Source organism: Nocardia sp. NBC_01009, assembly GCF_045208035.1.
Lineage (GTDB): Bacteria > Actinomycetota > Actinomycetes > Mycobacteriales > Mycobacteriaceae > Nocardia.
Genome location: NZ_CP108695.1, coordinates 8,317,248 through 8,343,430 on the forward strand (window position 1 = coordinate 8,317,248; position 26,183 = coordinate 8,343,430).

The following is a 26,183-nucleotide window of genomic DNA, read 5'->3' on the forward strand; positions in this document are numbered from 1 at the left end:
TCGTTGGCCCCGCACGTTGGCCAGCACGATGACAGGCAGCCGAGGGAGATCCATGCCACAGCAGACCGCCGTCGTCGTTCTCGCAGCTGGTGCCGGGACGCGGATGCGGTCGAAGACCCCTAAAGTGCTGCATTCGCTCGCCGGTCGAAGCATGCTCGCACACGCGCTGCATGCGGCTAACGAGATCGACCCCGCGTTTCTCATCACCGTGGTTGGACACGACCGCGAGCAAGTCGGCGCCGCGGTCGGCGCCGTCGCCACCGATCTCGGCCGCGAGATCATTACCGCAATCCAAGAACAACAGCTCGGCACCGGACACGCCGTGCAATGCGCGCTGCAGGCGCTGCCCGAAGATTTCACCGGCGACCTGCTCGTCACCTCAGCCGATGTGCCGCTACTCGACGGGCACACCCTGTCTGCGCTACTCGATGAGCACCGCAGCTATGCCGAACGCTCCGCGGTCACGGTGCTGACCTTCGTGCCCGACGACCCGAACGGCTACGGCCGCATCGTCCGCAATGCCAACGGCCAGGTCACCGAGATCGTCGAACATGCCGACGCCACACCGGAACAGAGCGCGATCAACGAGGTCAACTCCGGTGTGTACACCTTCGACGCCGCAGTGCTTCGCACCATGATCGGCCGACTGTCCACCGCCAACGCCCAGCACGAGCTGTACCTCACCGATGTGCTGCGATTGGCCCGCGAAGCCGGACATCCGGTGCACGGCGCCCGGCTCATCGACGCGGCGAAGGTCACCGGCGTCAACGATCGGGTGCAGCTGTCGGACGCCGCGCGCACGCTCAACCGCTACATCTTGGAGCGGCATATGCGGGCCGGGGTGACCATCGTCGATCCCGCGACCACCTGGGTCGACGCGAACGTGAAGATCGCGCGGGACGCGGTGATCCGGCCGGGGGTGCAGCTGCTCGGCGGCACCGACATCGGCGAGGACGCCGAGATCGGACCGGACACCACCTTGACCGATGTGGTCGTCGGCGTCGGCGCTCGCGTCGTGCGGACCCACGGCGACCAGGCCATGATCGGCCCGGGCGCGACTATCGGCCCCTTCAGTTACCTGCGACCCGGCACCGTGGTCGGGCAGTCCGGCAAGCTCGGCGCATTCGTCGAGACCAAGAACGCCACGATCGGCGCGCATTCGAAAGTACCGCACCTCACCTATGTCGGCGATGCCACCATCGGCGAACACAGCAACATCGGTGCGTCGAGCGTTTTCGTGAATTACGACGGAGTGAAGAAGCATCACACCACTGTCGGATCGCATGTGCGCACCGGGAGCGACACCATGTTCGTCGCACCGGTCACCGTGGGTGACGGCGCTTATACGGCGGCGGGTACTGTACTGCGCAGAAGCGTTCCACCGGGGGCTCTCGCGGTGTCAGGTGGACCACAGCGCAATATCGAAAACTGGGTCCAGCGGTACCGTCCCGGAACTGCTGCGGCGCACGCGGCGGCGGAAGCCATCGCGGCCAACGAGATGTCGAGTCAGGCAATCGAGCAAAAGGATGGCAAACAGCAGTGACCGCGTCATGGACCGACAATCAGAAGAACCTGATGCTCTTCTCTGGGCGCGCGCATCCTGAGCTGGCCGAGCAGGTCGCCAAAGAGCTCGACGTGCACGTCACCCCACAGACCGCGCGCGACTTCGCCAACGGCGAGATCTTCGTCCGCTTCGAGGAGTCGGTCCGCGGATCCGATGCGTTTGTCCTGCAAAGCTTTCCGGCGCCGCTGAACCAGTGGCTCATGGAGCAGCTCATCATGATCGATGCGCTCAAGCGTGGTTCGGCCAAGCGGATCACTGCGGTGCTGCCGTTCTACCCGTACGCCCGCCAGGACAAGAAGCACCGCGGCCGTGAGCCCATCTCCGCCCGTCTGGTTGCCGATCTGCTGAAGACCGCAGGCGCCGACCGCATCATCACCGTCGACCTGCACACCGATCAGATCCAGGGCTTCTTCGACGGGCCCGTCGATCACATGCATGCGCAGCTGCAGCTCGCCGAGTACGTGCGCAACAACTACAGCCTCGAGCACATCACCGTGGTCTCTCCCGACTCCGGTCGCGTGCGCGTCGCCGAGAAGTGGGCCGACTCGCTCGGTGGCTCGCCGCTGGCGTTCATCCACAAGACCCGCGACCCGCTGGTGCCCAACCAGGTCAAGTCCAATCGGGTCGTCGGTGAGGTCGAGGGCCGTACCTGCATCCTGATCGACGACATGATCGACACCGGTGGCACCATCGCGGGCGCGGTCAAGGTCCTCAAGGAAGCCGGCGCGGGCGACGTCGTCATCGCCGCCACGCACGGCGTGCTGAGCGATCCGGCCGCCGAGCGCCTCGCGAACTGCGGGGCCAAAGAGGTCGTCGTCACCAACACGCTGCCGATCAGCGAGGACAAGAAGTTCCCGCAGCTGACCGTCCTCTCCATCGCGCCGCTGCTGGCCCGCACCATCCGCGAGGTCTTCGAAAACGGTTCCGTCACCGGCCTTTTCAACGGCAACGCCTAAGGCATAGCCTCGGAAACGGCGGCCGGGACCACGGGTCCCGGCCGCCGTTTCGCGTCGGTGGTCCGCGGCTGCGGTTACACGTTAGCCGTGTCGGGTCCCATTTGCAGGATGGGCGCCGGAGGATACTGGTCGTATGGACCGTGAATCGCTGGACACCGACATGGGTGACGACAAGCAGGCGGACGAGATCAGGGAGTACGAGCGCAATATCGAGGATCCACCCGCCGACCTGCAGATTCGTGACCACGAGAACGACGACGCCGGCCGCCTCGGCATCACCGAGGAGCTCGAGCAGGAGTGGACGCCAGGCAGTCAGGCTACCGAAGACGCCGAAGCCGACGAACGTCCCGCGGAGGTCGCCGCCATGGTGATCATCGACGATTCCGAGGTATGACACCGTTCCCTGCCGAGTAAACAGGCCCGACGCGTCCGGGGAAATCGGAACGCGTGATCGTGTGAGGGCTGGCTCCACCGTGGTACCCCGCAGAGCGCGACCCGGACACACACGAGGAGGGCGTCATGACTACTCCGCAGCATCCCGACAACCATGACAAGGCGGCCGAGCCGACCGGCAGCGCACCCCGACCGCCCGAAGACGAAGCGCCCCCGGCGCAACCCGGCAGCGCGCCCCAACCCACCGGCGATGCGCCACAGCCCACCGGCGATGCGCCACAGCCCAGCGGCGATGCGCCACAGCCGCCGGATGCCGGATCACCGTCGCTCGCCAAAGAGCCTGAGCCGCTGCCACCTTCAGGCACGGAGTGGGCAACTCCCGCGGCCGGCGGGCCGGACAACTACCCGCAGACCGGAGCCCCGCAGGAATCGCCCTACGTCGGGTTCCCCGCGTACACCCAGCAGCCGTATCAGGGGTACGGTGCCGCGCCCCAACGATCCGGCGCTCAGATCTATTCGATCATCGCCTTCGTCTGCGCGGCGCTATCGCTGCTGTTCTGCCCCATCCTGTTCGGCCCGGCAGGCATCATTCTCGGCGTCATCGGCCGCAACAAGGGCGAATCCCTCGGCAAGGTCGCCGTCATCGTCGCCGCTGTCGCCATGGTCATCGGAATCGTCGTGAGCTACATCGTGCTGGCCGGCGACGCACTCCCCGACCAGAGCTGACCGGGGAACCCACCGGGTAGATTTTTCTCCATGAGCGGATTCGGTGGGTTCCCCCTGGCGGGATTGGACTTCTACGAGGACCTCGAGGCCGACAATTCGAAGGCCTTCTGGAATGCGCACAAGGACGTCTACGAACAGTCGGTGAAAGCGCCGATGGTCGCACTCGCCGCGGAACTGGAGCCGGACTTCGGCACCGCGAAGATCTTCCGCCCGTACCGCGACGTCCGCTTCTCGAAGGACAAATCGCCGTACAAGACCGCGCAGGGCGCGGTGGCAGGCGTCGCACCGGGTACCGGGTGGTACGTGCAGATCAGCGCGGCCGGGTTGTTCATCGGCGGCGGCTTCTACTCGGGCTCCCCCACCCAGGTCGCCCAACTGCGCGCGACCATCGCCGACGAGGTGCGCGGCGCCGAGCTGGAGGCCATCCTCGCGAAGCTGACCAAAGCGGGGTACACGATCGGCGGGGACAAGCTCAAAACCAAGCCGAAGGGCTACGAAGCCGACCATCCCCGCATCGATCTGCTGCGCCACAAATCCCTCACCTGCAGTAAAGAATTCGGCGCGCCGCCATGGCTCGACAAGCCGAGGGCCGCGAAGGAGATTCGCGCCGCGTGGGAAGGGATGCGCCCCCTCATCGAATGGCTTGCGGCCGTCGTGGGATGAGCCCGGCCTACTGACGGGGCGGCAGCGGGATTCTCGCCAGGTCTTCCGCGACAACGATCGGGCCGGTGAAATGCCGTGCGGCTTCGGCGAAATGCTCGTCGAGGTCCCGGTATCGCTGGGAGAAGTGCGTCAGCACGAGCATGCGCACGCCCGCTGCCGCGGCCACCCTGGCCGCTTGTCCTGCGGTGAGGTGCCCGTACTCCTCGGCGAGGCCGGCATCGGCGTCCAGGAACGTCGCCTCGATCACCAGCATGTCCACCTCGGCGGCCAGCTCGTGGACGCCCGCGCAGAGCCGAGTGTCCATCACGAACGCAAAACTCTGCCCCCGCCGCGGCGCACTGACTTCGGCCAAAGTGACTGTGCGCCCGCCCCATTCGATCGAACCCTGTCGCTGCAACTGCCCGACGATCGGTCCGCGCAGCCCGATGGCACGGAGTCGATCCGGCAGCATACGGACACCGTCGGGTTCGGTGATCCGGTAGCCGAAGGCCTCGACCGGATGCGACAGCGGCACCGTGGCCAGGGTGAAAGGCGCGCCGGAGGCGGCCAACGAGCCCGGCCCGGTGATCGGATGCCTGCGCAGCTCGACCGTGTGATGGAAGGCGGTGGCATTACTGAGCCGGTCGAGATACTGCTCGCCGGAGGCGGGGTAGTACACGTCGACCGGATGCGGGACTCGGTCCAGATTGATCCGCTGGATCACCCCGGGCAGGCCGAGGCAGTGGTCGCCGTGGAAGTGGGTCACCGCGATGCGCGTGATATCGGTGACCGACACCCCCGCGTACGCCATCTGCCGCTGCGTGCCCTCGCCGGGATCGAAGAGCAGGCCCTCCTCGCCCCATCGGAGCAGGTACCCGTTGTGGTTGCGCTGTTTGGTCGGCACCTGGCTCGCGGTGCCGAGGACGACGAGTTCGCGTGGTGACATGGGTGCTCAGAGCGCTGCGACGGCGGCCACGAAACGGTCCAGCTCCTCGAAGCTGACGAAGCAGTGCGGGGAGGCACGGACCACCGACGCCAGACCACGCGCGGTCATATCCAACAGCGTGGAGGAGGCGTGACTGACCGTCACCGTAATTTCTTGTGCCGCAAGATGATCGCGGACATCGACGGAGTCGATGCCGTCGACGGTGAAGGAGACGATGCCGTTGTGCCTGATGCCGATGTCACGGACGGTGACGCCGTCGATCTCCGGCAGCGACTTGCGTAAGTACTCCGCGCGGGCCGCGATAGCGGCGTAGACGTCGTCGGGGCCGAGGTCGAGCAGGTACTGCACGGCGGCGCCCAAGCCGAGGCGGGCCGCGACATCGCATTCCCAGAATTCGAATCGCCTCGCATCGGGGGCGAGGGTGTAGGTGTCGGGCGCCGTCCACCCTGCGCTGTGCAGGTCGAGACGTTGGGGCACCATCGACGTGACCAATTCCGGACGCAGGTATAGAAATCCGGTGCCGCGCGGTCCGCGCAGCCACTTGCGGCCGGTCACCGAGAGCGCGTCGACGCCGAGTTCGACCACATCGATCGGGAGCTGCCCTGCGGACTGGCAGGCATCCAGCAACACCAAGGCGCCGACCGTGTGCGCGATCCTGGTGGCCTCGGCGGCCGGGTTGACCAGTCCGCCGTTGGTCGGCACGTGCAGCAGCGAGACCAGCTTGACGCGCTCGTCCATCATAGCCGCGAGGGCGTCGAGATCGAGCTGGCCACTGCTGTCGCTGGGGATGTGCTGCACGGTTGCTCCGGTCGCCTCCGCGCGCTGTAATGCCGCGATGGCGTTGCTCGCGTAGTCGGCGCCGGAGATCAGGATGCGATCGCCCGGCGACAGCGGCACCGAGTAGAAGAAATCGGCCCAGGAGCGGGTGGCGCTGTCGCTGAGCGCGATGCTTGCCGGGTCGGCGTTGAGGAGCGTGCCGATCACGGTTTTCACAGCGGCGAGATCGTCGAGACGCTCATTTGCTGCACGGTAGCCACCGATCTCGGCTTCACGACGCAGGTGATCGACGACGGTGTCGGTGACAGTCCGCGGTGGCAGTGACGATCCCGCGCTGTCGAGGAAAACCAACCCGGTTCCCGAGCTCGACGAGATGCCTGGAGTGTCGTCCCGTACGCGATGGTCGTCCAGCATGCCGACGACCATATCCGGTCAGGAGTTCGAAATCTTGTCGCTTTTTTGTCGGTCTCGCTCGCTACCCTGGTTTGAGTCGGCGTACGCGGAATGCAACACGCTGCCACAGCGATACACCAGCTAAGGCGGACACGAACCCGCCGACCAGGGCGCTCGGACGGACCTACCCGTCCGGCCGCCGACGGACTCATCAGCGGAGGTTGGTATGGCGGTCACGCTGGAACATCCGGAATCGGTCAGCGCCATCCAGGACGGGGATCTGTCCTCGCGGGTCGCGGCCGAAGCCTATGTGGGTGGCGTCTGTTTCAAATTGGGACCACCCACGCTGATCGGCGCCGAACTCGAGTGGCTCACCGTGCAGGGTGAGTGTTCGACGTCAGGCCGATCGGCCGCTCCCCGCCCGCAACTGGCTGCACTCGCAGCTGCTCTCGGACCCTATGCACCGAGGTCCATCGCCCCCGATTCACCGGCGCTCTCACTGCCGGGGGGCAGCCGGGTCACCATCGAACCCGGCGGTCAGATCGAACTCTCCAGCGCCCCGTTCGCCGCTGCCGCGCAGCTGTGCGAGGGATTGCGCATCGACTCCCGGATGTTGCGGGATCTTCTCGAATCCCGATCCATCCGCACTGTCTCCGCCGCCGCCGACGCGGACCGCCGCCCCAAACGGGTGTTGCAGCTGCCGCGCTATCGCGCCATGGAGCAGTCCTTCGGCGGTATCGGCCCCTTCGGCAAACTCATGATGTGCAATACCGCGGCCACCCAGGTCAGCGTCGATGCGGGCGCCGATCGCGCGGAGGTCACGGCCCGCTGGACGGCGCTGTACGCGATCGGTCCCGCACTGCTTGCCGCATTCGCCTGTTCGCCCGCACTGCGTGGTGCGCCGGTGGGCGATTGGGCCTCGCAACGGATGCGCACCTGGTTGCGACTCGACCACGCGCGCACCCGCCCACCGGTGGAGGCCTGGCCGGATCCGATCGCCGACTACGGCAGGTGGGCGCTGGATGTGCCGCTGCTGTGCGTGCGCAGGCCGGACCCGGCGCACGATGGCGATGCCGCCGCGACCGGAGCGGGCGACAACGGGCACGATCCCGGTTGGTCCGCACCGCCGGGGGCTTCGTTCGCCGATTGGCTTTCCGGCGCGCTCGACGACGAGGTGGGTCGCCGCCCTGATATCAGAGATCTCGACTACCACCTGACCACGTTGTTCCCGCCGGTGCGCGCGGCGGGGCACCTCGAGGTCCGCTACCTCGACGCCCAGCCCGACGACGACTGGATGGTCCCGATCCATGTGTTCGACGCGCTCATGTCGACCCCTGCCGCGGTGGCCGAGGCGACCGCGGTGGCCGCGCCGCTCGCCGGACAGTGGCTGCACGCGGCGCGCTGCGGCCTGGCCGACCCGCAGATCCGGTCGGTAGCTGTCGAGCTGTTGACCCTCGCCGAGGCGTATGCGGCCACACCGGACGCGGCCCGCGAGATCGCCGGAGCGCTCCGGCGATGTCGTGGTGGTCGCACTCCGACCGACGAGGCCGTCGCCGACAGCGCAGGAGGAGGGTCGTGATCACGGTTGCGCGCGTTGGAGTTTCCCACGCGGGCAGCCGATTACCCGCTGACGTGCCGACGACACCCATGCCCGCGCGGGGAAGGGTCGCGCGCAGCGGCCGAATCAGCTCGCCGGCCGACCATGACCAACTGTGGAGAGCACTCTCGTGACCATTCATCACCCGAGCACCGACAACACCGAGACCGAACGGCTCCGGGACCAGATCGCCGAAGTTCTGACCCGGGCGCGCGAGCGCACCCTCACCCTCACCGACAGCCTCGACGAGGCCGAGCTGATCGCCCAGCATTCCCGGCTGATGAGCCCGCTGGTGTGGGACCTCGCGCACATCGGCAACCAGGAGGAGCTGTGGCTGGTGCGCGATGTCGGCGGACGTGAGCCGGTGCGCGCCGACATCGATGAGCTCTACGACGCCTTCAAGCACGCGCGCGCCAACCGGCCCGAGCTGCCGCTGCTGGACCCGACGCAGGCCAGAGGTTATGTCGGCACTGTGCGCGACAGGGTGTGGGATGTGCTGGACCGCAGCGCATTACGCGGCAGGGAGCTCGTCGACGGCGGTTTCGCCTTCGGCATGATCGCCCAGCACGAGCAACAGCACGACGAGACCATGCTGGCCACCCATCAGCTGCGAACCGGGCCCGCCGTGTTGTCCGCGCCCGCAGCACCGACGGTGACCACCCCGGTCAGCGGCGAAGTGATCATTCCCGCAGGGGAATTCACCATGGGTACTTCGACCGAGCCGTGGGCCCTGGACAACGAGCGCCCCGCACACCGAGTGCAGGTGCCCGCCTTTGCCATCGACGCGGCGCCGGTGACCAACGCGCAGTACCTGGCCTTCGTCGGCGACGGCGGCTACGACCGACCTGAGCTCTGGTCGGAGCGCGGCTGGGCGCATCGTCAGCAGGCCGGGCTCGTCGCGCCGCAGTTCTGGGAGCGCGATCCGGCCGGGCAGTGGTGGCGCCGGGTTTTCGGCGTGCCGACAGCGCTGCGTCTGCATCAGCCGGTGCTGCACGTGTGCTGGTTCGAAGCCGAGGCCTACGCCAACTGGGCGGGCAAGCGCCTGCCCACCGAGGCCGAATGGGAGAAGGCGGCCCGCGTCGATCCGGCCACCGGGGAGTCGCGTCGCTACCCATGGGGTAATGCCGAACCCGATTCCAGCACCGCGAATCTCGGGCAGCGGCATCTGGAGCCCGCCGATGTCGGCGCGTACCCGGCGGGTGCGTCCCCGGCCGGCGTGCACCAACTCATCGGTGATGTCTGGGAGTGGACCGCTTCCGGTTTCGATCCGTACCCGGGCTTCCGTGCCTTTCCGTATGCGGAGTACTCGGATGTCTTCTTCGGTGGTGACTATCGAGTGCTGCGCGGCGGGTCGTTCGGCACCGATCCCGTCGCCTGCCGCAGCACTTTCCGCAACTGGGACCATCCGATCCGGCGGCAGATCTTCTCCGGCTTCCGGCTGGCCCGCGACCTTCGACAGGGTGAAGGCGAATGAGCACTACGGCAGCGGCAGGCCACGATCGCCACAGCGGCCGGGATGCGGTGCTCGGCATCGGCTTTCATCGGCGCTACCCGCGAGCCGCCGATGTGTAGGCAGCTCGGTTACCTCGGCCCGCAGGTGCGGGTGGGTGACATGCTCACGCTCGGAACACATTCACTGCGCACCCAGGCGTGGGCGCCGAAAGACATGCGTCGTGGCGGCACGATCAACGCCGACGGGTTCGGTGTCGCCTGGTGGCGCGACGGCGACGACTCGGTGACGGTCAGCCGCTACCGCAATTCGGCGCCGATCTGGACCGACCCGGCCGTCGAAGAGGTGCTGCCGCAACTGGAATCGTGGGCGGTGCTGGCCGCGGTACGCTCGGCCACCGTCGGCATGCCGATCGAGCGGAGCGCCTGCGCGCCGTTCACCCACGGCCGCTGGGCATTCAGCCACAACGGCATGGTGTCGGATTGGCGGCGCACGCTCGCCGCGGTGGCCGCGGAATTCGACAGCACCGCAGCCGAACTCGGTGCCGGGCTGTTCACGCCGACCCGGTTGCTCGAAGCGGAATCGGCCACCGATTCGGCAATGCTCTGGGTGATTCTGCGCGGCCTGCTCGCCACCAGCGCGCCCGACGGCGAGTGGGGTGCCGCGCCCGCCGCACTCAGCCTGCTGGTCTCCGCCGTGCTCGCCCACGCCCCGCAATCGCGGCTGAACTTCCTGCTCGGCGATGGCGTTCAACTGTGGGCGACCACCTGGCATCACTCGCTGTCGGCGCTGGTCACCGACGACTTCGCCATCCTCTCCTCCGAACCGTTCGATGACGACCCCCGCTGGCAGCCGATCCCCGATCGGAGCCTGGTCACCGCACGGCCCGGCGCGCTGTCGGTCGATCCGCTTCCCTCCGCACCCGCGTCACCCGAGAACGACGCGATACCGAAAGGCACTCCGCTATGACCGCACCGACGCTGGAGATCTACCTATCCGACGACGACCTCACCTCGGCGTTGCGGGCGGATGCCAGGCTCGGGCTCACCGCGGACCCGAAGTGGTTGCCACCCAAGTGGTTCTACGACGCCCGCGGCAGCGAACTGTTCGAGCAGATCACCGAACTGCCGGAGTACTACCCGACGCGCACCGAACGCGCACTGCTGCAACAGGTTGTCGGCGAGATCGCGCGCACCGCGCAGGCCGAGGTCCTCGTCGAGTTGGGCGCCGGTTCGGCAGCCAAGACTCGGCTGCTGCTCTCCGCGCTCACCAGCGAGGGGCCGTTGAAGACCTATGTCCCGCAGGATGTCTCGTCCTCGGCGCTGCGCGCGGCCGCCGACGAGATCGCGGCGGAATTCCCCGGCCTAGCCGTCCACGGCGTGGTCAGCGATTTCACCGACACCCTGCACAACCTGCCCGGCGGCGGACGCCGCATGATCGCCTTCCTCGGTGGCACCATCGGCAATCTCGTCCCGGCCGAACGCGCCGAGTTCCTCGCGAGCATCCACGATGTGCTGGAACCCGGTGAACAACTGCTGCTCGGGGCCGGCCTGGTCATCGACCCCGCCGTCCTCGTCCCCGCCTACGACGATGCCGCAGGGGTCACCGCGGAGTTCAACCGAAATGTCCTGCATGTTCTCAACAACCGGCTCGACGCCGACTTCGAACCCGACAAGTTCGAGCACATCGCCCGCTGGGATGCCGAGAACGAATGGATCGAAATGCGCCTGGAAGCGGTCGAGGACATGACCGTCAGGGTCCGCGATCTCGACCTGACCGTCGAATTCGCCCGCGGTGAGCAGCTACGCACCGAAATCTCCGCCAAGTTCCGCATCAATGGGCTCGACACCGAACTGACGGCGGCAGGTTTCCGCACCGAACACGTCTGGACCGACCCGGACAACCGTTTCGCGCTGGTACTCGCAGCGAGAATATGACCGCTCGCCTCTCGTTCAGGCGACGTGCAATTCGATCACCCGGGCGACCAGTGCTCGCACATCGATAGCCGGACCGACCAGTCGAAGGCTGCGGTTGGCTTGCAGCGCCGCGATGCCGTGCAGATTGGTCCACAGCGCGATCGCCCGCTCCCCCGGCGGACCCGAGTCGGTGTCCGCCGGGGTCGCCTCGTGGACGAGCGCGGCGAACCGCCGGAACAGCGGCAGCGTCGTCGAGCGCAGGTTCTCGCCGGAGCCCTCGAGCAGATCGTGGCGGAACATCAGGGTGAACATCTCGGGCCGCAGTCCCGCGAACTCGACATATGCCGCGCCCATGCGCTCCAGGTGCGCGCGTGCCGTCGCCGCACCCGCCTCGACCACATCGAACCGTTCGATGAGATCCGTGAAGCCACGGGCGGCGATGGCGGCCAGCAAGGCATTGTGGGTGGGGAAGTGCCTGCGCGGCGCACCATGTGACACCCCCGCCGCCCTGGTGATCGCGCGCAGCCCGAGCTGGCCCGCGCCGACTTCCTCCAGCAGCTCGACACCGGCACCGACCAGCCGTTCCCGCAGTGACTCGTTTCCGACCATGGCGACATTGTCGCAGCGTCGAGTAGACACTGTCTACTTCGTGCTGTAGACAGTGTCTACAACCAACTTTCTCGGAGGCGCTTGTGTGGTACCGGCTGTTCAAGTACGTGTTGCTAGGCCCGCTGTTGCGGCTGCTCGGCAGACCCGAAGTGGAAGGGTTGCAGCATGTTCCGACAGAGGGACCGGTCATCATCGCGGCCAACCACCTGGCCGTGATCGACTCGCTGTACCTGGCGCTGGTCATGCCTCGGCGAGTCACGTTCCTGGCCAAGCAGGAGTACTTCACCGGCACCGGGGTGAAGGGACGCTTCCAGCGCTGGTTCTTTACCGCGTCAGGTCAGGTGCCGGTGGACCGGACCGGCGGCACCGCGGCCGCGGACGCTCTCGCCGCCGCCACGAAGATCCTGCGGTCGGGCGGCGTCTGGGCGATCCACCCGGAAGGTACCCGCTCCCCCGACGGCCGGATCTACCGCGGCCGAACAGGTGCGCTGCGTGTCGCCATGGCGACGGGCGCTCCGGTGATCCCGGTGGTGTTGTCCGGCACCGACAAGGTGAACCCGCGCGGCAGCCGGTTCTGGCGCTTCGCCAAGGTCCGCATCGATGTGGGCGCACCGCGCTACTACCCGCCGATGGTGCTGAACACCGAGGTGCCCGCCGAGCGCGTTCGTGCCGCAACCGATCTGTTGATGCGGGAGCTCGCCGCGCGGTCGGGCCGCCACTACGTCGACCGCTACGCGGCCACCTTCGGCAGCCGGCAGTAGCCGGAATTACCCCAACAGATCGGCCGGCGAATCGAAAGAGGGGTTAACGCCGGGCCGAAATGGCGGGATAGTGGAGACAGGCCGGGAAAACGGTTGCAGTGCGCTCGGGCGAGGCGGATCCGGCCACTGCGTTCGTGATGAGGGAGTTGGACGTTGAGCAGGTTCACCGACGAGATGTACGCGACGGCCAGCACCTCCACCCACGGGCTTGTCACCGGAGAACCCGACGCCCCGCGACGCCAGACCTGGGGCGAAATCCATCAGATCGCACGCCGCATGGCGGGTGGACTTGCCGAAGCCGGGATCGGACACGGCGACGCTGTCGGCGTGCTCGCCGGCCTGCCGGTCGATATCGCACCCGCATGCCAGGCCATCTGGATGCGGGGCGCGTCGATCACCATGTTGCATCAGCCGACCCCGCGCACCGATCTGATGATGTGGGCTCGCGACACCGAGACCGTGCTCACCATGATCGAGGCGCGGGCCGTGGTGCTCGGCGCTCCCTTCGAGGCCGCGGAGCCGCTGCTGCGCGAGCGCGGCATCATGGTGGTGCGCATCGATCAGCTGCACAACGGCAAGGACACCGATCCGGTGCCGACCACCGAATCCGATATCGCGTTGCAGCAGTTGACTTCCGGGTCGACCGGATCGCCCAAAGCGGTGCAGATCACGCACGGAAACTTCTTCGTCAACGCCTACGCCATGTTCGATCGGGTGAAGTTCCAGCTCGACGACGATGTGATGATCAGCTGGCTGCCCCTGTTCCACGACATGGGCATGGTCGGATTCCTCAGCGTACCGATGCAATTCGGCGCCGAGGTGGTGTGCGTGACGCCGCTGGACTTCCTGATGCGCCCCCTGCTGTGGGCGGAGCTGATCGACAAATACCGCGGCACCGTCACGGCGGCACCGAATTTCGCGTACTCCCTGCTGGCTCGCCGGCTGAAGCAGGCGGAGGCGGGATCGCTTGATCTCAGCAGCGTCCGCTACATGTGGAACGGTGCGGAGCCGGTCGATCCCGACACCATGGACGCGCTTGCCACGGCCGGACAACGCTTCGGGCTCAACCCGATGGCACTGACCCCGGTCTACGGCATGGCCGAAACCACCCTGGCTGTCTCGGTCCCGGACCCGGGCCACGGCCAGGTGCTCGACATTGTCGACGCCGACCTGCTCGAGGCGCTCGGTAAGGCGGTGCCGGTGCACGACGACCATGCGCACCAGGGCAATGTCCGCAGACTGCCGACGCTGGGCTACCTGGTCGACAACCTGGAGGGCCGGGTAGTCGACGCCGAACGCCAGCCGCTGCCGACCCGATCGGTGGGCGTCATCGAATTGCGCGGCCCGGCGGTAACTGCCGGCTACATCACCGTCAACGGCTTCCGCTCCGCACAGGACGACGAGGGCTGGCTCGACACCGGCGACATCGGCTACTTCACCGAAGAGGGCCTTGTCGTGGTCTGTGGCCGCATCAAGGACGTCATCATCATGGGCGGCCGCAATATCTACCCCACCGACATCGAGCGCGCTGCGATGCACGTCACCGGCGTCCGGCCGGGCAATGCGGTCGCCGTCCGTCTCGACGCCGGTCAGAAACGCGAAAGCTTCGCGGTGGTGGTGGAGAGCAACGACCACCAGAACGCCGACGAGGTCAAACGCATCGAGCACGAGATCGTGCATGCGGTCTTCACCGAGGTCGGCGTCCGCCCTCGCACCGTCACGGTGCTCGGTCCGGGTGCGCTTCCCAAGACCTCCTCGGGCAAACTCCGCCGCTCCGCCACCGCCATCCACCTGCACTGAACATCAGCCTGCACGGCGCAGCGAGGAATATCTGCCGCGGCCGTCGTCTCGGCCTCGCCCCCGCCCAGGTCCTCGCCTTCGGCAAGGGCGAGGACGACACCCCGACGCGCTATCGCTTTCCCCGCTGATCTGTCGACATGCCTTGTCCCCGTAGGAAATTGGTGCCGCGAGCGGGCGGATTCAGTGCAGCTGGTTCTGTGCCGTCTCCAGCCCGACGCGCAGCAGCAGCTCGACCGCGTCGGCAGTCTGCTCGACGATCACCGGAACTTCCTTGCGCTCGGGGGCCGAGAACGGCTTGAGCACATAATCCGCGGGATCCTGACGACCGGGCGGACGGCCGATGCCGAACCGAACCCGCAGGTAGTCCTTCGTGGTCAGGGCGCTGGACACGGAGCGAAGACCATTGTGGCCGCCCTCGCCGCCGCCGCGCTTGAGTCGCACGGCGCCGAAGGGGAGATCGAGTTCGTCGTGGATGACGATCACCTCGGTGAGCGGCACGGAGAAGAAGCGGGCCAGTGCGGCGACCGGGCGACCGGACAGGTTCATGAACGATCGCGGTTTGGCGATCAGCACCTGACGGCCGTCGAGGCGGGCCTGCAGTAGATCCGCGCCCGACTTCTTGTGCACGGCAAAACGGCCGCCGACGCGCTCCGCGAGCACGTCGGCGACCATGAAGCCGACATTGTGCCGGGTGCGCTCGTATTCGGGACCTGGATTACCCAGTCCGACTACGAGCGCGGGCCCGGTCGTGGATTCGGTCATGAAGTAACCGACCCGCTGGAGTTCTTACTCGGCGCTCTCGGCAGCACCCTCTGCGGCGGCCGCAGCGGCCTCCTCGGTCTCCTGCGCGGAGGCCGGGGCGGCGATGATGTTGACGATCAGGGCTTCCGGATCGCCGGCCAGGCTGACGCCGCTCGGCAGCTCGATGCCACCGGCGGTGATCTGGGTGCCCGCCTCGATGCCTTCGATCGACACCTCGATGGACTCGGGGAGCTTGGTGGCGTCGGCCTCGATGGAGAGGGTGGTGCTCTCCTGGGTGATCAGGGTGGCCGAGGCGGCCTCGCCGGTCAGCACGATCTGCACATCGGCGGTGACGCGCTCACCGCGCTTGATGATCAGCAGGTCGGCGTGCTCGATGTAACGGCGAATCGGGTGCACGACAACGGATTTGGTCAGCGCGAGCTGCTTCTTGCCGTCGATGACGAGGTTCAGCAGCGCGTTGGTGCCGTGCTCACGCAGGATGGCGGCGAAGTCACGTGCGTTGAGGGAAAGGTGCTGCGGTTCGGCGGCGTGGCCGTACAGCACGGCGGGCACGTTGCCGGAACGACGGGTGCGGCGGGCGGCGCCCTTGCCGAACTCCGTACGAACGGCGGCTTCGAGAACGTTGGCGTCGGACATGACTGGATCTACTCCCTACGGCTCTTCCGGGCTTGGTCAACAGTGCTCACCAGGGACTGTTTCCGCCCTGGCTCTAAGTTGGTCAACTCGTCGGGCGAAGACCGAACGAGGACGGCCGGAAGCCGAGCCGCGTCGATCACGGTGAGCGCAAAGGTCTGCGGTCACCCTCGCCGAGACAACCCGAACACCATAGCGCAATGGTCATGCGCGAGGTGAATCGGGTGGTTACCGTGCGTCGGGCAATGGTCATACCGGTCGCGTACGCTGGAGCGGTTGCCGATCGGACGTTTGCGAAAGGTTGTTGAAGTTGACCGCCTCCACTGAGGGTGTCGTCGCGCCCACGCCGCGCGGGCTGCCCGCCGAGGTTGCCCGGCGCCGCACCTTCGCGGTGATCTCCCACCCCGACGCGGGCAAGTCGACGCTCACCGAGGCGCTCGCACTGCACGCCAAGATGATCTCCGAAGCCGGCGCGATCCACGGCAAGGCCGGACGCCGCTCGACGGTCTCGGACTGGATGGAGATGGAGAAGGCCCGTGGCATCTCGGTCTCCTCGACCGCGCTGCAGTTCAATTACCGCGCCGCGGGCTCCGATGTCGACAACGTGATCAACCTGGTCGACACCCCTGGTCACTCGGACTTCTCGGAGGACACCTACCGGGTGCTCACCGCCGTCGACGCCGCGGTCATGCTCATCGACGCCGCGAAGGGCCTGGAACCACAGACGCTGAAGCTCTTCCAGGTGTGCCGCCACCGCGGCATCCCGGTGATCACCGTCATCAACAAGTGGGACCGGCCGGGCCAGGCACCGCTGGAACTGCTCGACGAGATCCACGAACGGATCGGCCTCACGCCGACCCCGCTGTTCCTGCCCGTCGGCATCGCCGGTGACTTCCGCGGCCTGCTGCGCCGCGGTCCCGACGGCGCAGCGGTCGAATACATCCATTTCACCCGCACCGCCGGCGGCGCGACCATCGCGCCGGAGGAATCGCTGACGCCGGAATCTGCCGAAGCGCGCGAGGGCGAAGCCTGGACCACGGCGGCCGAGGAGAGCGAATTGCTCTCGGCCACCGGACAGGACCACGATCAGGAACTGTTCCTCGCCGGTCAGACCTCACCGGTCATCTATGCCTCGGCGATGTTGAACTTCGGTGTCCGGCAGCTGCTGGAGGCACTGGTGGCGCTCGCGCCCGCGCCCGGCTCGCGTCCCGATGTGGCGGGCACGGCACGCAACACCACCGACCCGTTCAGTGCTGTGGTGTTCAAGGTGCAGGCGGGCATGGACGCGGCGCACCGCGACCGGCTGGCGTTCATGCGGATCGTCTCGGGCGAGTTCGAGCGCGGCATGGTGGTCACGCATGCACAGACCGGCAGGCCCTTCGCGACGAAGTATGCGTTGACCGTGTTCGGCCGCGAACGTTCCACCGTCGACACCGCCTACCCCGGCGACGTGGTCGGCTTGGTCAACGCGACCGCGCTGGCGCCGGGACACACGTTGTTCGTGGACAAGAAGGTGGAGTTCCCGCCGATCCCGTCGTTCGCGCCGGAGCACTTCGCGGTGCTGCGCGCGGAGAGCGCGGGCAAGTACAAGCAGTTCCGCAAGGCCATCGACCAACTCGACTCCGAGGGCGTGGTGCAGGTGCTGCGCAACGACATCCGCGGCGACGCCTCCCCCGTGCTCGCGGCCGTCGGTCCGATGCAGTTCGAGGTGGTCACCGCCAGGATGATGGCGGAATTCAATGTGGAGACCAGGATGGAAAACCTGGCCTACACCTTGGCGCGGCGCACCGACGCCGAGTCGGCGCCCGAGCTGAGCCGTCAGCGCGGGGTGGAGGTCTTCACCCGCAGCGACGGCGCGCTGCTTGCGTTGTTCAGCGACAAGTGGCGGCTGCAGTACATCGAGAAGGAACTGCCGAGTCTCACGTTGGAACCGCTGGTCGCCGCCGCCGACTGAGTCACCCGGCGTCCGGCTCCCGCCGCAACGGGGTGGTTGGTTCTCGTTCGACCGAGGCGAAGCTGCCGTCTTCCTGGGCGATGAGGCCCCAGCGGCTGGAGGTCAGGCGCAGGCTCGGGAGGTCGCTCAGCGAGAGGACCACCTCATAGGTGCGCTCGTAGCCGGTGTGCGAAATGCGCCAGTTGCCGTCGCCGCAGAGCACGTAATTGTCGGTGTAGAACGCCGCGCCACGCAGCAGCATATTGTGCGCCGGGATGAGCACGGTATCGGCGAGATACCAAGTACCGGTGGCGGTGTCACCGTCGACGTCGATCTCCGGATGATCGCATCTGTGCTCGGTGATGACGTGCGGACCGAGTGTGTTGCGCATAAAGGCAAGGAAGGCATCTCGGGACTCGAACTGCAGGTATTCGCTGTAGGTCGCCGTTGCCTCCGGCACCATGGTGTCGGCGAATTCTTCCCACGATTTGGTGTCGAGGGCGCGCAGGTATCGGAACTTCAACCGGCCGATGGCGGACACAGCATCCTGATCCATACCTCAAACAATCCCATTCGAAGCGGCCGTACTGCGGGATTTGCGAGATTTGTATCAGATTGCTATGACGGGGCCGCCCGATTCGGAAAGCCGGGGGTGTCGAAGATCAACTTCCGATCGTGAAGCAGGTGCGGCAGAAGTCCTCGCCGAACTCGGTCAGACGCAGACTTTTGCGCACGATCTTCGGCGCCCGGCCCGCTTTCTTCAGCGCCGCCTCGACCTCGGGCTGCACTTCCAGCACCATGTAGCGGCTGAGCACCACCGGATCGTCCGAGGTCAGCGTCAGCCCGAGCCGGTTGAGGTTGATCAGATAGGTGCGCGACCGATCGGGGTAGCGGACGCCGGCCTGCTCCGGCACCGAGGTCAGATCACCGGTCACCAGCTCCGAGCCGATGCCGAGCGGCCGATTGGTCCGCACATCGACCGAGGGCTGTGGACCGTTCAACGCCATGAAGCGCAGAATGCGCGCCTCGTCCGGAGCCAGCTCGTCGAGAATGCGGTCGTAGGCCGGGTGGACGTCCTCGGAGAAGTAGACATCCGCCGAGCGGGCCAGCAGCGCGTCACCGCGGCGGCGCAGGTCCTCGATGGAGGCCGAATGCAGCGGAGCGCCGAGGCCGATCGCCTGCTGCGCGGCCGGGCCATTGGAAGTCGGTACGTAGCTGACGATTTCGCGCACCGAGCCCTCGGTGACACCGAGCGCGCTGCGCGCGATAGACCGCAGCGCATTGCCGGTCCGCTCGGCGATATCGGCCGAGGACTCTCCGTCCAGCGCGGCCTGCGTGATCTCCTTGGTCACCTCATAGGAGGTGTTCACCGCCCACTGACTGCCGCGCACCACAGTGCCCGCCGCCAGCCCTGCCGCCCGGAACACACCGCGAATCAGCCGTGCCTCATTGCTGATCTGCCGCTGTTCGACATCCGAGCTGCGCTCGACCGCGCGGGAACCGGCCCGGGCCATGTCCTGTCCGGTCCTGTCGTCTGCCACGTCCTACTCCGATGTATTGCCTAGTGAACGAATACGCCCACAGATTATTGCCCGACAGCCTTCCAGGTATGCCCAACTCGCCAGCCGTGTGGCTTCCGCTCACAACTGTGCCGCTCACGACCGGCCCCGCGCCGACGCAAACCCCAAGCACCCGTACCTGTGGCGAGTGGGATGTGGTTGGTCGTCATTGTCTCCGCTCCGGATGGGCAGTACGACATTCTGGACATGCACTGTGACTGATGTCTCAGACAATCCGACGTGGCCCGCCACACTCGATGTTGGCCGCATTCCGTACTTCACAGTAGGGTCCAGTCGCCGACAGGGTGCTACTTTGAGTTCCCGGTGAAGCGGCGATCACCGGTTTATCGGCAGGAGGGTGTCGTGTTAGAGAGTGTGTTCCACCCAACCATTGCGCTGGAACTGATTACGATTCCGCTCTTCACCGGCATCATCGGCTACATCACCAACTGGACCGGCGTCCTGATGCTGTTCCGCCCTATCGCCTTTCACGGCATTCGGTTACCCGGGCTGCGTGCGTTATACCCGTACCTGCCCAAGCGAATTCAGGTACTGCCGCTGCTGAGCTACGGCGGCCGAATCGGCTGGCAGGGCATCGTGCCGTCGCGTGCGGACAAGATGGCGAGCATTGCCGTCGACAAAGGGCTCGCGAAACTGGGCAGCGTCGCCGACTTCTATCGAGAGATTGAGCCGGACGCCCTCGCCGAACATTTGACTACTATCGCGGAAACGCAAATCCACGACATCGTCGAGGAAATCTTGCGCCGCGAACATCCCCAGTTCTGGTACAACCTGCCGACCCAGGTGCGCGACATGGTGCACGACCGGGTCCGTCAGCAACTGCCCGAAATCCTGCGCAACCTCACCGACGAACTCGGCGCGAATATCGATCAGCTGCTCGATGTGAAACAGATGGTCATCCGCTACTTCCAGGCCCGGCCGCAGCTGCTCAATCAGCTGTTCCAGGTGCTCGGCGCCAAAGAGCTGCGGTTCATGATCAACTTCGGCTTCTACTTCGGCGCGCCGATGGGCGCCGTGCTCGTCGCGATCCTGCACGTGACCGGATGGTCCACGCTCGCGGTGCTGCCGATCGGCGGCGTCGTCATCGGCTGGGTGGTCAACTGGGTCGGCATCAATATGATCTTCGCGCCCGCCTACCCGAAGTGGTGGTGCCCGTGGCGGCAAGGCCTGCTGATCAAGCGGCAGTCCGAAATCACCGCGGGCTACGCGGAATTGGTCTCCAGCCAGGTCATGACGGTTGCCAATATCGGCGACGAACTCCTCAACGGTCCGCGCTCGGACCGCACGATGCAGATGCTGGAGGACACCCTGCGCCCGGCCGCCGACCGGGCGCTCGGACCGGCGAAGTCGGCGGTCAAGTTCGTGCTCGGCAGCCGCGAGTACAACGCGCTGCAGTCGACGCTCACCGCAGAGGCCATGAACATCGCCCCGATCGCGTTCGCCGATCCGGAGTTCAACGTCCGGCAGGGCAAGCAGATCAACGAGTACATCGCCAAGCAAATGTCCGCCCTATCGCCCACCGATCTGGTCGACATGCTGCGATCGGCGATCAAACAGGACGAATGGCTGCTTTTCCTCCATGGCGGTGTGCTCGGCCTGTTTGCCGGATACGCTCATATCCTGATCTTCGGGACAGGAGTGGCAACAGCATGGTGGTGAGGGAACCCGGTGGAGACGGCGACGATATGCAGGCCGTCGAGCCTCTAGAGCCGGCTGCGCCGTCGAAGGAGATCGCGCGACGGCCCGTCACCGAAATCCAGTTTGCGGACGAATCGCCAACGCGCGGAAGACAATCCGGCGTGCGCAAGACCGTGCGCGCGGCGACCGGCGTTGCGCGGGTCGCGGTGACCGCAGCCACCGAGGTCGCCGCGTGGAGCTTCGACACCGCACTCGGCGTCGGCGCGACGGTCGTGCGCGGCAGCGTCGCCGGTGCGCCACCACGGGAGGTCCTCGCGGAGGCAGAGGCCGAAGTGCGCGATGCGGTGCGCCGAGCGCTGCGCCTGCCCGCCACGCCGGAGCCGCCCGACCCCGCCGCGCTGCCCACCTTGCGCGAGCAGGGCGCCGCGCTGCTGCGGTTGTCGGCAAGCACGCAGGGGGAGCACAGCGACAGCCACCCGGCCTTCGCCAGGATGTTGGCGGACCTGACCCCTGACGAGGCACGCATCCTGCGTTTCCTGCATCTCGACGGACCGCAGCCCTCGATCGATATCCGCACCGGCCGCCCCCGTGGCCTCGGCGCCGAGCGAATCATGTCCGGACTCAACCTGATCGGCGAACACGCGGGACTGCGCTTCCCGAACCGCATTCAGCAATACCTGCCCAACCTGCGCAGGCTCGGCCTGATCGAGTTCGTCAAGGAACCGGTCGGCAACGCGAATCGCTACCAGCTCCTCGAAGCACAGTCCCCCGTGCGCGAGGTGCTCAAACGGTCCGGATTCGGCACCAAGGTGCACTACCGCAGCATCGCACTCACCGGCTTCGGCGCCGACTTCGTACAAACCTGCCTACCGGTCGTCGTCCAAGACGGCCGCGCCGCAGGCACCAGCTGACCCACGGTCAGACGCCTTCGGCCAGTTCCATCCAACGCTCTTCGGCGGCTTCCTTTTCCGTGACCACCTGCTTGAGCTCCGCGCCGAGCGCGAGCAGCTTGTCCGGGTCCGTCGCGGCCTCTGCCAACGCGGCGTGTAGTCGTTGCTCGCGTTCGTCGAACTTCTCGATGGCCCGTTCGAGCTTGGAGAGTTCCTTGCGTGCGGCGCGCTGAGCCGCGGCGTCGGTCACAGGTGCGGACTTCACCTCGGTGGCGCCCGCGCGAATCGCGACATCGCCCTGCGCGGCGCGCTTCTTCAGGTACTCATCGATGCCGCCGGGCAGGTTGGTGAGTTTGCCGTCGCCGAACAACGCCCAGGTGGAGTCGCAGATGCGCTCGATCAGGTAGCGGTCGTGGCTGATGACGACCAGGGTGCCCGCCCAGTTGTCGAGCAGGTCCTCCAGCTGCTGCAGGGTGTCGATGTCCAGGTCGTTGGTCGGCTCGTCGAGCAGCAGCACGTTGGGCTCGGCCATCAGGATGCGGGTCAGCTGCAGCCTGCGCCGCTCGCCACCGGACAGATCCCCGACCGGCGTGCGCTGGCGAGCCGGGGTGAAGCCGAGCCGTTCGGCCAGCTGGCCCGCAGAGATCTCCTTGTCGCCGAGCATGATTCGCTGCGCGACCTGTTGCACGGCTTCCAGCACCCGCATATCGGTCGGCAGATCGTCGAGTTCCTGACGCAGCCAGCCGATCTGCACCGTCTGGCCCTGAATGCGCTTGCCCGCGGCCGGTTCCGTGTCCCCGGCCAGGGTGCGCAGCAGGGTCGTCTTGCCGGATCCGTTCACGCCGACCAGGCCGACCCGCTCCCCCGGCGCGAGACGCCAGGTCAAGTCGCGCACCAACTCCCGGCCGTCCGGGGTGGCGAGGGTGGTGTCCTCCAGCTCGATGACGACCCGTCCGAGGCGTTTTCTGGCGAACGCGGCCAGCGAGACGCTGTCGCGCGGCGGCGGCACATCGGCGATCAGCGCCTCGGCCGCCTCCACCCGGTAGCGCGGTTTGGAGGTGCGTGCCTTCGCGCCGCGCCGCAGCCAGGCCAATTCCTTGCGGGCCAGATTGCTGCGTCGCGCTTCGGAGGCGTCGGCCTGCCGTGCGCGCTCGGCGCGGGCGAAGATCCAGTCGCCGTAACCGCCCTCATAGCTTTCCACCTTGCCGCCGACGACCTCCCAGGTATTGGTGGCGACGGTGTCGAGGAACCAGCGATCGTGGGTCACGACCACCAGTGCACTGCGGCGGTTGAGCAGATGTTCGGCCAGCCACTGCACACCCTCGACGTCGAGGTGGTTGGTCGGCTCGTCGAGCACGAGCAGATCGAGATCGCGGACCAGCGCGGCGGCCAGGGCAACTCGACGGCGCTCGCCACCGGATAGGTTGTCGATCGAGGTCTCCAGGCCGAGCCCAGCGATCCCGATGCCCTCCATCACCGAGCGGATGCGCGGATTGGCAGCCCATTCGTGTTCGGCGACATCGTCGGTCATCGCGTCGTCGGCAAGCCCGGCCAGCACCACGGAACCGACCGTCGCACCAGGTGGCAGCACCCCGCGCTGGGTCACGACCGCGATTCGCAGACCGCCGACTCGGCTCACCCGGCCACTGTCGGGTGGCTCGAGGCCGGTCAGCACCTCCAACAGGGTGGTCTTGCCGCCGCCGTTGAGGCCGACGACACCGATCCGCTCGCCCGCGTGCACGCCGAGCGACACGGTGTCCAGGAGCGGGGTGATCCCGAAGCTCTTGGAGACCTGTTCGAGGTTGATCAGGTTGGACATAGATCCTTCCGAGTCATGCGCGGGCGGAGTGCTCGCCCCGGAGCAAGCGTACTGTTCCGGCTCTTCGCCTACTCAGGCCATACGAGTGGGCGGGCGAAAAGCCTTGCTCTCTATAAGGCACTCGCCCGATCCATCCGGCAGTCACCGATGCGACGATCCGGTCATGGCCGCGCTCCAGCCGACGCCACACACGGGTTGCGGAACGAACGGCGTTCGTTTACAGTAGTCACATCGAACAACGTTCGTTACGAACAATGTTAGTCCGAATGGCGCTCTCGAAGTAAAGCCGCAGAATGGGAGCCCCACCTCAGCTCGAGGTGCGAGGGGCGGCACGGTTCAACTACCCCTTACCTGGAGGTTTCTCATGCACATCGGTCTCGGCCTGCCCATTTCCGATCCCGCCGCCCTGCTCGACTGGGCCCGCCGCGCCGACGCGGGCCCCTTCTCCACACTCGGCCTGCTCGACCGGCTCGTGTACGACAACCCGGAACCCCTGGTCGCACTCGGCATGCTCGCAGGCGCGACCAGCCGCATCAAAGTGCAGACCGAGGTGCTCATCGCACCGCTGCGCGAGCCGACGCTGCTCGCCAAACAAGCCGCCACCCTCGACCGCATGTCCGGCGGTCGCCTTGTCCTCGGCCTCGGCGTCGGCGGTCGCGAGGACGATCACATCGCCTCCTGCACCGACATCCGCACCCGCGGCCGCCGCCTGGACGAGCAGATGGAGATCATGCGTCGCCTGTGGTCCGGCCAGGCCTACGGCACCGACTGCGGCCCGGTCGGTCCCGCGCCGCTGCGCCCCGAAGGCCCCGAGGTGCTCTTCGGCGGTTTCCAGCCCGCCGCCATCGACCGCGTCGGCCGCTGGGGCGGCGGCTTCCTCGCCGCCGCGGCACCGTCCTGGGCCGGTGGCCTCTTCGATACCGCCCGCCGTTCGTGGACCGAGCACGGCCGCGCCGGTGAGCCCCGCATCGTCGCCCAGGTCAATGTCGCGCTCGGCGCGCCCGACCTGGTCGAGGAAGCCAAGGCTGCCATGGGCGCCTACTACGAATTCAGTGGCCGCGCCGACTACATGGTCGCCGGAATGCTCACCACACCCGACGAAATCCGCGCCGCCATCAAGCAATTCGACGATCTCGGCGCCGATGAAGTGATGCTCTACTGCTACGGCGGCGACGCCGACCAGGTCGACCGCCTCGCCGACGTCATCGGCTAGTCGCGAGTCGTCAGCGCTTGCCCTGGCCCTCGCCGCTCAAGATGCGAGCGCCGGGGACCGGGCCGCTCGCGGTGCGAACACTGCGACAGACACCAGCGCCCGCGAGTTCGGCGGCAACCGCCACGGCGGATTCCTCACCGTCGCAAAGGAAGGCACAGGTGGGCCCGGAGCCGGAGACCAGACCGGCGAGCGCGCCCGCGGTGACACCCGCACGCAGGGTGCGACGCAGCTCCGGTTTCAGCGAAAGCGCCGCGGCTTGCATGTCGTTACCGAGTAGTGGCGCGAGCTGGTTCGGGTCGCCGGAGGCCAACGCCTGCATCAGCTGTTGCGGCTCGCCGAGGCGAGGCGGGGCGCCGTGCGCACGCAGGCGATCGAGTTCGCCGAATACCGCGGGGGTGGACAGCCCGCCCTTGGCCAGTGCGAGCACCCAGTGAAAGGTATTGCGGGACAACACCGGAAGCAGCCGCTCGCCGCGGCCGGTGCCCAGCGCGGTGCCACCGTGCAGCGCGAAGGGGACATCACTACCCAGTTCGGCTGCGACCGCGGATAATTCGTCGCGAGTCAGTCCGAGGTCCCATAGCTCGTTCAAGCCGACCAGCGCAGCCGCGGCATCCGCGCTACCACCCGCCATACCGCCCGCCACCGGAATACCTTTGCTGATGGCGATTTCCACCAGTGGGGCCCGGCCGGCCAGGTGCGCGAGCCGGACGGCCGCCTTCCACACCAGGTTGGTGCGGTCGGTCGGCACGTCCGCCGCGCCCTCGCCGGCGACCCGCACCATGAGCGAGGCCGACGGCGAGATCTCTAGATCGTCGCTCAGCGATAGCGCCTGGAACACCGTGGTCAGATCGTGATAGCCGTCCGCACGCAGGTCGCCGACGCCGAGATGGAGATTCACCTTGGACGGGGCGCGCACGACGACTGGGCTGGGCACAACTGACAACACGGTGGTCAAGCTTAGTGGGCACAGCCGGACAACGTCCGTCCCAAACCCGCGCCGGACCGAGCGGAGGCGAGCCACCCACACAAACGCCGGACCGAACGGAGGCGAGGCACCCCACACAAGCGCCGGACCGAGCGTAGGCGAGGTAGCCGCTCATGCGCCGGACCGAGCGTAGGCGAGGTAGCCGCTCATGCGCCGGACCGAGCGTAGGCGAGGTAGCCGCTCATGCGCCGGACCGAGCG

24 protein-coding genes are annotated in these 26,183 nt (G+C 67.1%); 15 read left to right on the forward strand and 9 right to left on the reverse strand.

Annotated elements, in window-relative coordinates; genetic code table 11:
- The first annotated feature begins 52 nt into the window (after positions 1-52).
- From glmU to OHA42_RS37640, 5 genes are all read left to right on the forward strand, one after another.
- The gene (gene glmU, locus OHA42_RS37620) at positions 53-1,543 is read left to right on the forward strand and encodes a bifunctional UDP-N-acetylglucosamine diphosphorylase/glucosamine-1-phosphate N-acetyltransferase GlmU (protein WP_406233083.1); all 1,491 of its coding nucleotides are present in this window, start codon (positions 53-55) and stop codon (positions 1,541-1,543) included.
- Positions 1,540-2,520: a ribose-phosphate diphosphokinase gene (locus OHA42_RS37625; RefSeq protein ID WP_366526999.1), complete on the forward strand. Its 981-nt coding sequence runs from the start codon at positions 1,540-1,542 to the stop codon at positions 2,518-2,520. Before glmU ends, OHA42_RS37625 begins: the two co-directional genes overlap by 4 nt.
- Before the next feature lie 133 nt (positions 2,521-2,653).
- Positions 2,654-2,914, forward strand: coding sequence for a hypothetical protein (locus tag OHA42_RS37630; protein WP_406233085.1), 261 nt, complete (start codon positions 2,654-2,656; stop codon positions 2,912-2,914).
- A 125-nt stretch (positions 2,915-3,039) separates the two neighbouring features.
- A complete protein-coding gene (locus tag OHA42_RS37635) occupies positions 3,040-3,639 on the forward strand; it encodes a hypothetical protein (RefSeq protein WP_406233087.1) in 600 nt (199 codons plus the stop codon).
- Positions 3,640-3,669: 30 nt separating this feature from the next.
- A complete protein-coding gene (locus tag OHA42_RS37640; RefSeq protein WP_406233089.1) occupies positions 3,670-4,302 on the forward strand; it encodes a DUF2461 domain-containing protein in 633 nt (210 codons plus the stop codon).
- 7 nt (positions 4,303-4,309) lie between these two features.
- Here OHA42_RS37640 and OHA42_RS37645 read toward each other — a convergent pair whose 3' ends face one another.
- Together OHA42_RS37645 and OHA42_RS37650 are read right to left on the reverse strand one after the other, a co-directional pair.
- Entirely contained in the window at positions 4,310-5,227 is a 918-nt protein-coding gene (locus OHA42_RS37645) for a ribonuclease Z (protein ID WP_406233090.1), read from the reverse strand.
- 6 nt (positions 5,228-5,233) lie between these two features.
- Positions 5,234-6,418, reverse strand: coding sequence for an aminotransferase class V-fold PLP-dependent enzyme (locus OHA42_RS37650; RefSeq protein ID WP_406233091.1), 1,185 nt, complete (start codon positions 6,416-6,418; stop codon positions 5,234-5,236).
- A 205-nt stretch (positions 6,419-6,623) separates the two neighbouring features.
- On the opposite strand from OHA42_RS37650, the gene egtA reads away from it, so the two are divergent.
- From egtA to egtD, 4 genes are all read left to right on the forward strand, one after another.
- Complete coding sequence (gene egtA, locus OHA42_RS37655; RefSeq protein WP_406233093.1) at positions 6,624-7,976, forward strand: ergothioneine biosynthesis glutamate--cysteine ligase EgtA; 1,353 nt, start codon at positions 6,624-6,626, stop codon at positions 7,974-7,976.
- A gap of 148 nt (positions 7,977-8,124) precedes the next feature.
- The gene (gene egtB, locus OHA42_RS37660; RefSeq protein WP_406233094.1) at positions 8,125-9,468 is read left to right on the forward strand and encodes an ergothioneine biosynthesis protein EgtB; all 1,344 of its coding nucleotides are present in this window, start codon (positions 8,125-8,127) and stop codon (positions 9,466-9,468) included.
- A 90-nt stretch (positions 9,469-9,558) separates the two neighbouring features.
- Entirely contained in the window at positions 9,559-10,413 is an 855-nt protein-coding gene (gene egtC / locus OHA42_RS37665) for an ergothioneine biosynthesis protein EgtC (protein ID WP_406233096.1), read from the forward strand.
- On the forward strand, positions 10,410-11,381 hold the full coding sequence (gene egtD, locus OHA42_RS37670) for an L-histidine N(alpha)-methyltransferase (RefSeq protein WP_406233097.1): 972 nt from the start codon (positions 10,410-10,412) through the stop codon (positions 11,379-11,381). The genes egtC and egtD overlap by 4 nt, the downstream gene beginning before the upstream one ends.
- A 15-nt stretch (positions 11,382-11,396) precedes the next feature.
- Here the strand turns inward: egtD and OHA42_RS37675 are convergent, their stop codons facing one another.
- The gene (locus tag OHA42_RS37675; RefSeq protein WP_406233099.1) at positions 11,397-11,969 is read right to left on the reverse strand and encodes a TetR/AcrR family transcriptional regulator; all 573 of its coding nucleotides are present in this window, start codon (positions 11,967-11,969) and stop codon (positions 11,397-11,399) included.
- 83 nt (positions 11,970-12,052) lie between these two features.
- Here OHA42_RS37675 and OHA42_RS37680 point away from each other — a divergent pair, with 83 nt between their 5' ends.
- Both OHA42_RS37680 and OHA42_RS37685 read left to right on the forward strand, forming a co-directional pair.
- Complete coding sequence (locus OHA42_RS37680) at positions 12,053-12,730, forward strand: lysophospholipid acyltransferase family protein (protein ID WP_406233101.1); 678 nt, start codon at positions 12,053-12,055, stop codon at positions 12,728-12,730.
- 153 nt (positions 12,731-12,883) lie between these two features.
- On the forward strand, positions 12,884-14,530 hold the full coding sequence (locus tag OHA42_RS37685; RefSeq protein ID WP_406233103.1) for a fatty acyl-AMP ligase: 1,647 nt from the start codon (positions 12,884-12,886) through the stop codon (positions 14,528-14,530).
- Between the two features lie 180 nt (positions 14,531-14,710).
- Here OHA42_RS37685 and pth read toward each other — a convergent pair whose 3' ends face one another.
- The gene (gene pth, locus OHA42_RS37690) at positions 14,711-15,292 is read right to left on the reverse strand and encodes an aminoacyl-tRNA hydrolase (RefSeq protein ID WP_366526988.1); all 582 of its coding nucleotides are present in this window, start codon (positions 15,290-15,292) and stop codon (positions 14,711-14,713) included.
- A gap of 24 nt (positions 15,293-15,316) precedes the next feature.
- Entirely contained in the window at positions 15,317-15,928 is a 612-nt protein-coding gene (locus OHA42_RS37695) for a 50S ribosomal protein L25/general stress protein Ctc (protein ID WP_406233105.1), read from the reverse strand.
- Positions 15,929-16,235: 307 nt separating this feature from the next.
- On the opposite strand from OHA42_RS37695, the gene OHA42_RS37700 reads away from it, so the two are divergent.
- A complete protein-coding gene (locus OHA42_RS37700; protein WP_406233107.1) occupies positions 16,236-17,879 on the forward strand; it encodes a peptide chain release factor 3 in 1,644 nt (547 codons plus the stop codon).
- 1 nt (position 17,880) lies between these two features.
- Here OHA42_RS37700 and OHA42_RS37705 read toward each other — a convergent pair whose 3' ends face one another.
- The gene (locus OHA42_RS37705) at positions 17,881-18,414 is read right to left on the reverse strand and encodes a nuclear transport factor 2 family protein (protein ID WP_406233109.1); all 534 of its coding nucleotides are present in this window, start codon (positions 18,412-18,414) and stop codon (positions 17,881-17,883) included.
- Positions 18,415-18,520: 106 nt separating this feature from the next.
- A complete protein-coding gene (locus OHA42_RS37710; RefSeq protein ID WP_406233111.1) occupies positions 18,521-19,399 on the reverse strand; it encodes an Abi-alpha family protein in 879 nt (292 codons plus the stop codon).
- A gap of 381 nt (positions 19,400-19,780) precedes the next feature.
- Here OHA42_RS37710 and OHA42_RS37715 point away from each other — a divergent pair, with 381 nt between their 5' ends.
- On the forward strand, positions 19,781-21,097 hold the full coding sequence (locus tag OHA42_RS37715; RefSeq protein WP_406233113.1) for a hypothetical protein: 1,317 nt from the start codon (positions 19,781-19,783) through the stop codon (positions 21,095-21,097).
- A complete protein-coding gene (locus OHA42_RS37720; RefSeq protein ID WP_406233115.1) occupies positions 21,088-21,987 on the forward strand; it encodes an Abi-alpha family protein in 900 nt (299 codons plus the stop codon). Before OHA42_RS37715 ends, OHA42_RS37720 begins: the two co-directional genes overlap by 10 nt.
- A gap of 7 nt (positions 21,988-21,994) precedes the next feature.
- On the opposite strand, the gene OHA42_RS37725 is transcribed toward OHA42_RS37720, so the two are convergent.
- Positions 21,995-23,785: an ABC-F family ATP-binding cassette domain-containing protein gene (locus tag OHA42_RS37725; RefSeq protein WP_406233117.1), complete on the reverse strand. Its 1,791-nt coding sequence runs from the start codon at positions 23,783-23,785 to the stop codon at positions 21,995-21,997.
- 364 nt (positions 23,786-24,149) lie between these two features.
- Between OHA42_RS37725 and OHA42_RS37730 the strand changes: the two genes are divergently transcribed.
- Complete coding sequence (locus tag OHA42_RS37730; protein WP_406233119.1) at positions 24,150-24,998, forward strand: LLM class flavin-dependent oxidoreductase; 849 nt, start codon at positions 24,150-24,152, stop codon at positions 24,996-24,998.
- Between the two features lie 10 nt (positions 24,999-25,008).
- Here OHA42_RS37730 and OHA42_RS37735 read toward each other — a convergent pair whose 3' ends face one another.
- Positions 25,009-25,944 (reverse strand): 4-(cytidine 5'-diphospho)-2-C-methyl-D-erythritol kinase, encoded by a 936-nt coding sequence (locus tag OHA42_RS37735; RefSeq protein ID WP_406233121.1) that lies wholly within the window; start codon positions 25,942-25,944, stop codon positions 25,009-25,011.
- Between the last annotated feature and the right edge of the window lie 239 nt (positions 25,945-26,183).

Bases quoted from the DNA above. Each gene is read 5' to 3' on its own strand.
- glmU (WP_406233083.1), top strand. From the start codon at position 53: ATGCCACAGCAGACCGCCGTCGTCGTTCTCGCAGCTGGTGCCGGGACG.
- OHA42_RS37630 (WP_406233085.1), top strand. From the start codon at position 2,654: ATGGACCGTGAATCGCTGGACACCGACATGGGTGACGACAAGCAGGCG.
- OHA42_RS37635 (WP_406233087.1), top strand. From the start codon at position 3,040: ATGACTACTCCGCAGCATCCCGACAACCATGACAAGGCGGCCGAGCCG.
- OHA42_RS37640 (WP_406233089.1), top strand. From the start codon at position 3,670: ATGAGCGGATTCGGTGGGTTCCCCCTGGCGGGATTGGACTTCTACGAG.
- OHA42_RS37645 (WP_406233090.1), bottom strand. From the start codon at position 5,227: ATGTCACCACGCGAACTCGTCGTCCTCGGCACCGCGAGCCAGGTGCCG.
- OHA42_RS37650 (WP_406233091.1), bottom strand. From the start codon at position 6,418: ATGCTGGACGACCATCGCGTACGGGACGACACTCCAGGCATCTCGTCG.
- egtA (WP_406233093.1), top strand. From the start codon at position 6,624: ATGGCGGTCACGCTGGAACATCCGGAATCGGTCAGCGCCATCCAGGAC.
- egtC (WP_406233096.1), top strand. From the start codon at position 9,559: ATGTGTAGGCAGCTCGGTTACCTCGGCCCGCAGGTGCGGGTGGGTGAC.
- egtD (WP_406233097.1), top strand. From the start codon at position 10,410: ATGACCGCACCGACGCTGGAGATCTACCTATCCGACGACGACCTCACC.
- OHA42_RS37675 (WP_406233099.1), bottom strand. From the start codon at position 11,969: ATGGTCGGAAACGAGTCACTGCGGGAACGGCTGGTCGGTGCCGGTGTC.
- pth (WP_366526988.1), bottom strand. From the start codon at position 15,292: ATGACCGAATCCACGACCGGGCCCGCGCTCGTAGTCGGACTGGGTAAT.
- OHA42_RS37695 (WP_406233105.1), bottom strand. From the start codon at position 15,928: ATGTCCGACGCCAACGTTCTCGAAGCCGCCGTTCGTACGGAGTTCGGC.
- OHA42_RS37705 (WP_406233109.1), bottom strand. From the start codon at position 18,414: ATGGATCAGGATGCTGTGTCCGCCATCGGCCGGTTGAAGTTCCGATAC.
- OHA42_RS37720 (WP_406233115.1), top strand. From the start codon at position 21,088: ATGGTGGTGAGGGAACCCGGTGGAGACGGCGACGATATGCAGGCCGTC.
- OHA42_RS37725 (WP_406233117.1), bottom strand. From the start codon at position 23,785: ATGTCCAACCTGATCAACCTCGAACAGGTCTCCAAGAGCTTCGGGATC.
- OHA42_RS37730 (WP_406233119.1), top strand. From the start codon at position 24,150: ATGCACATCGGTCTCGGCCTGCCCATTTCCGATCCCGCCGCCCTGCTC.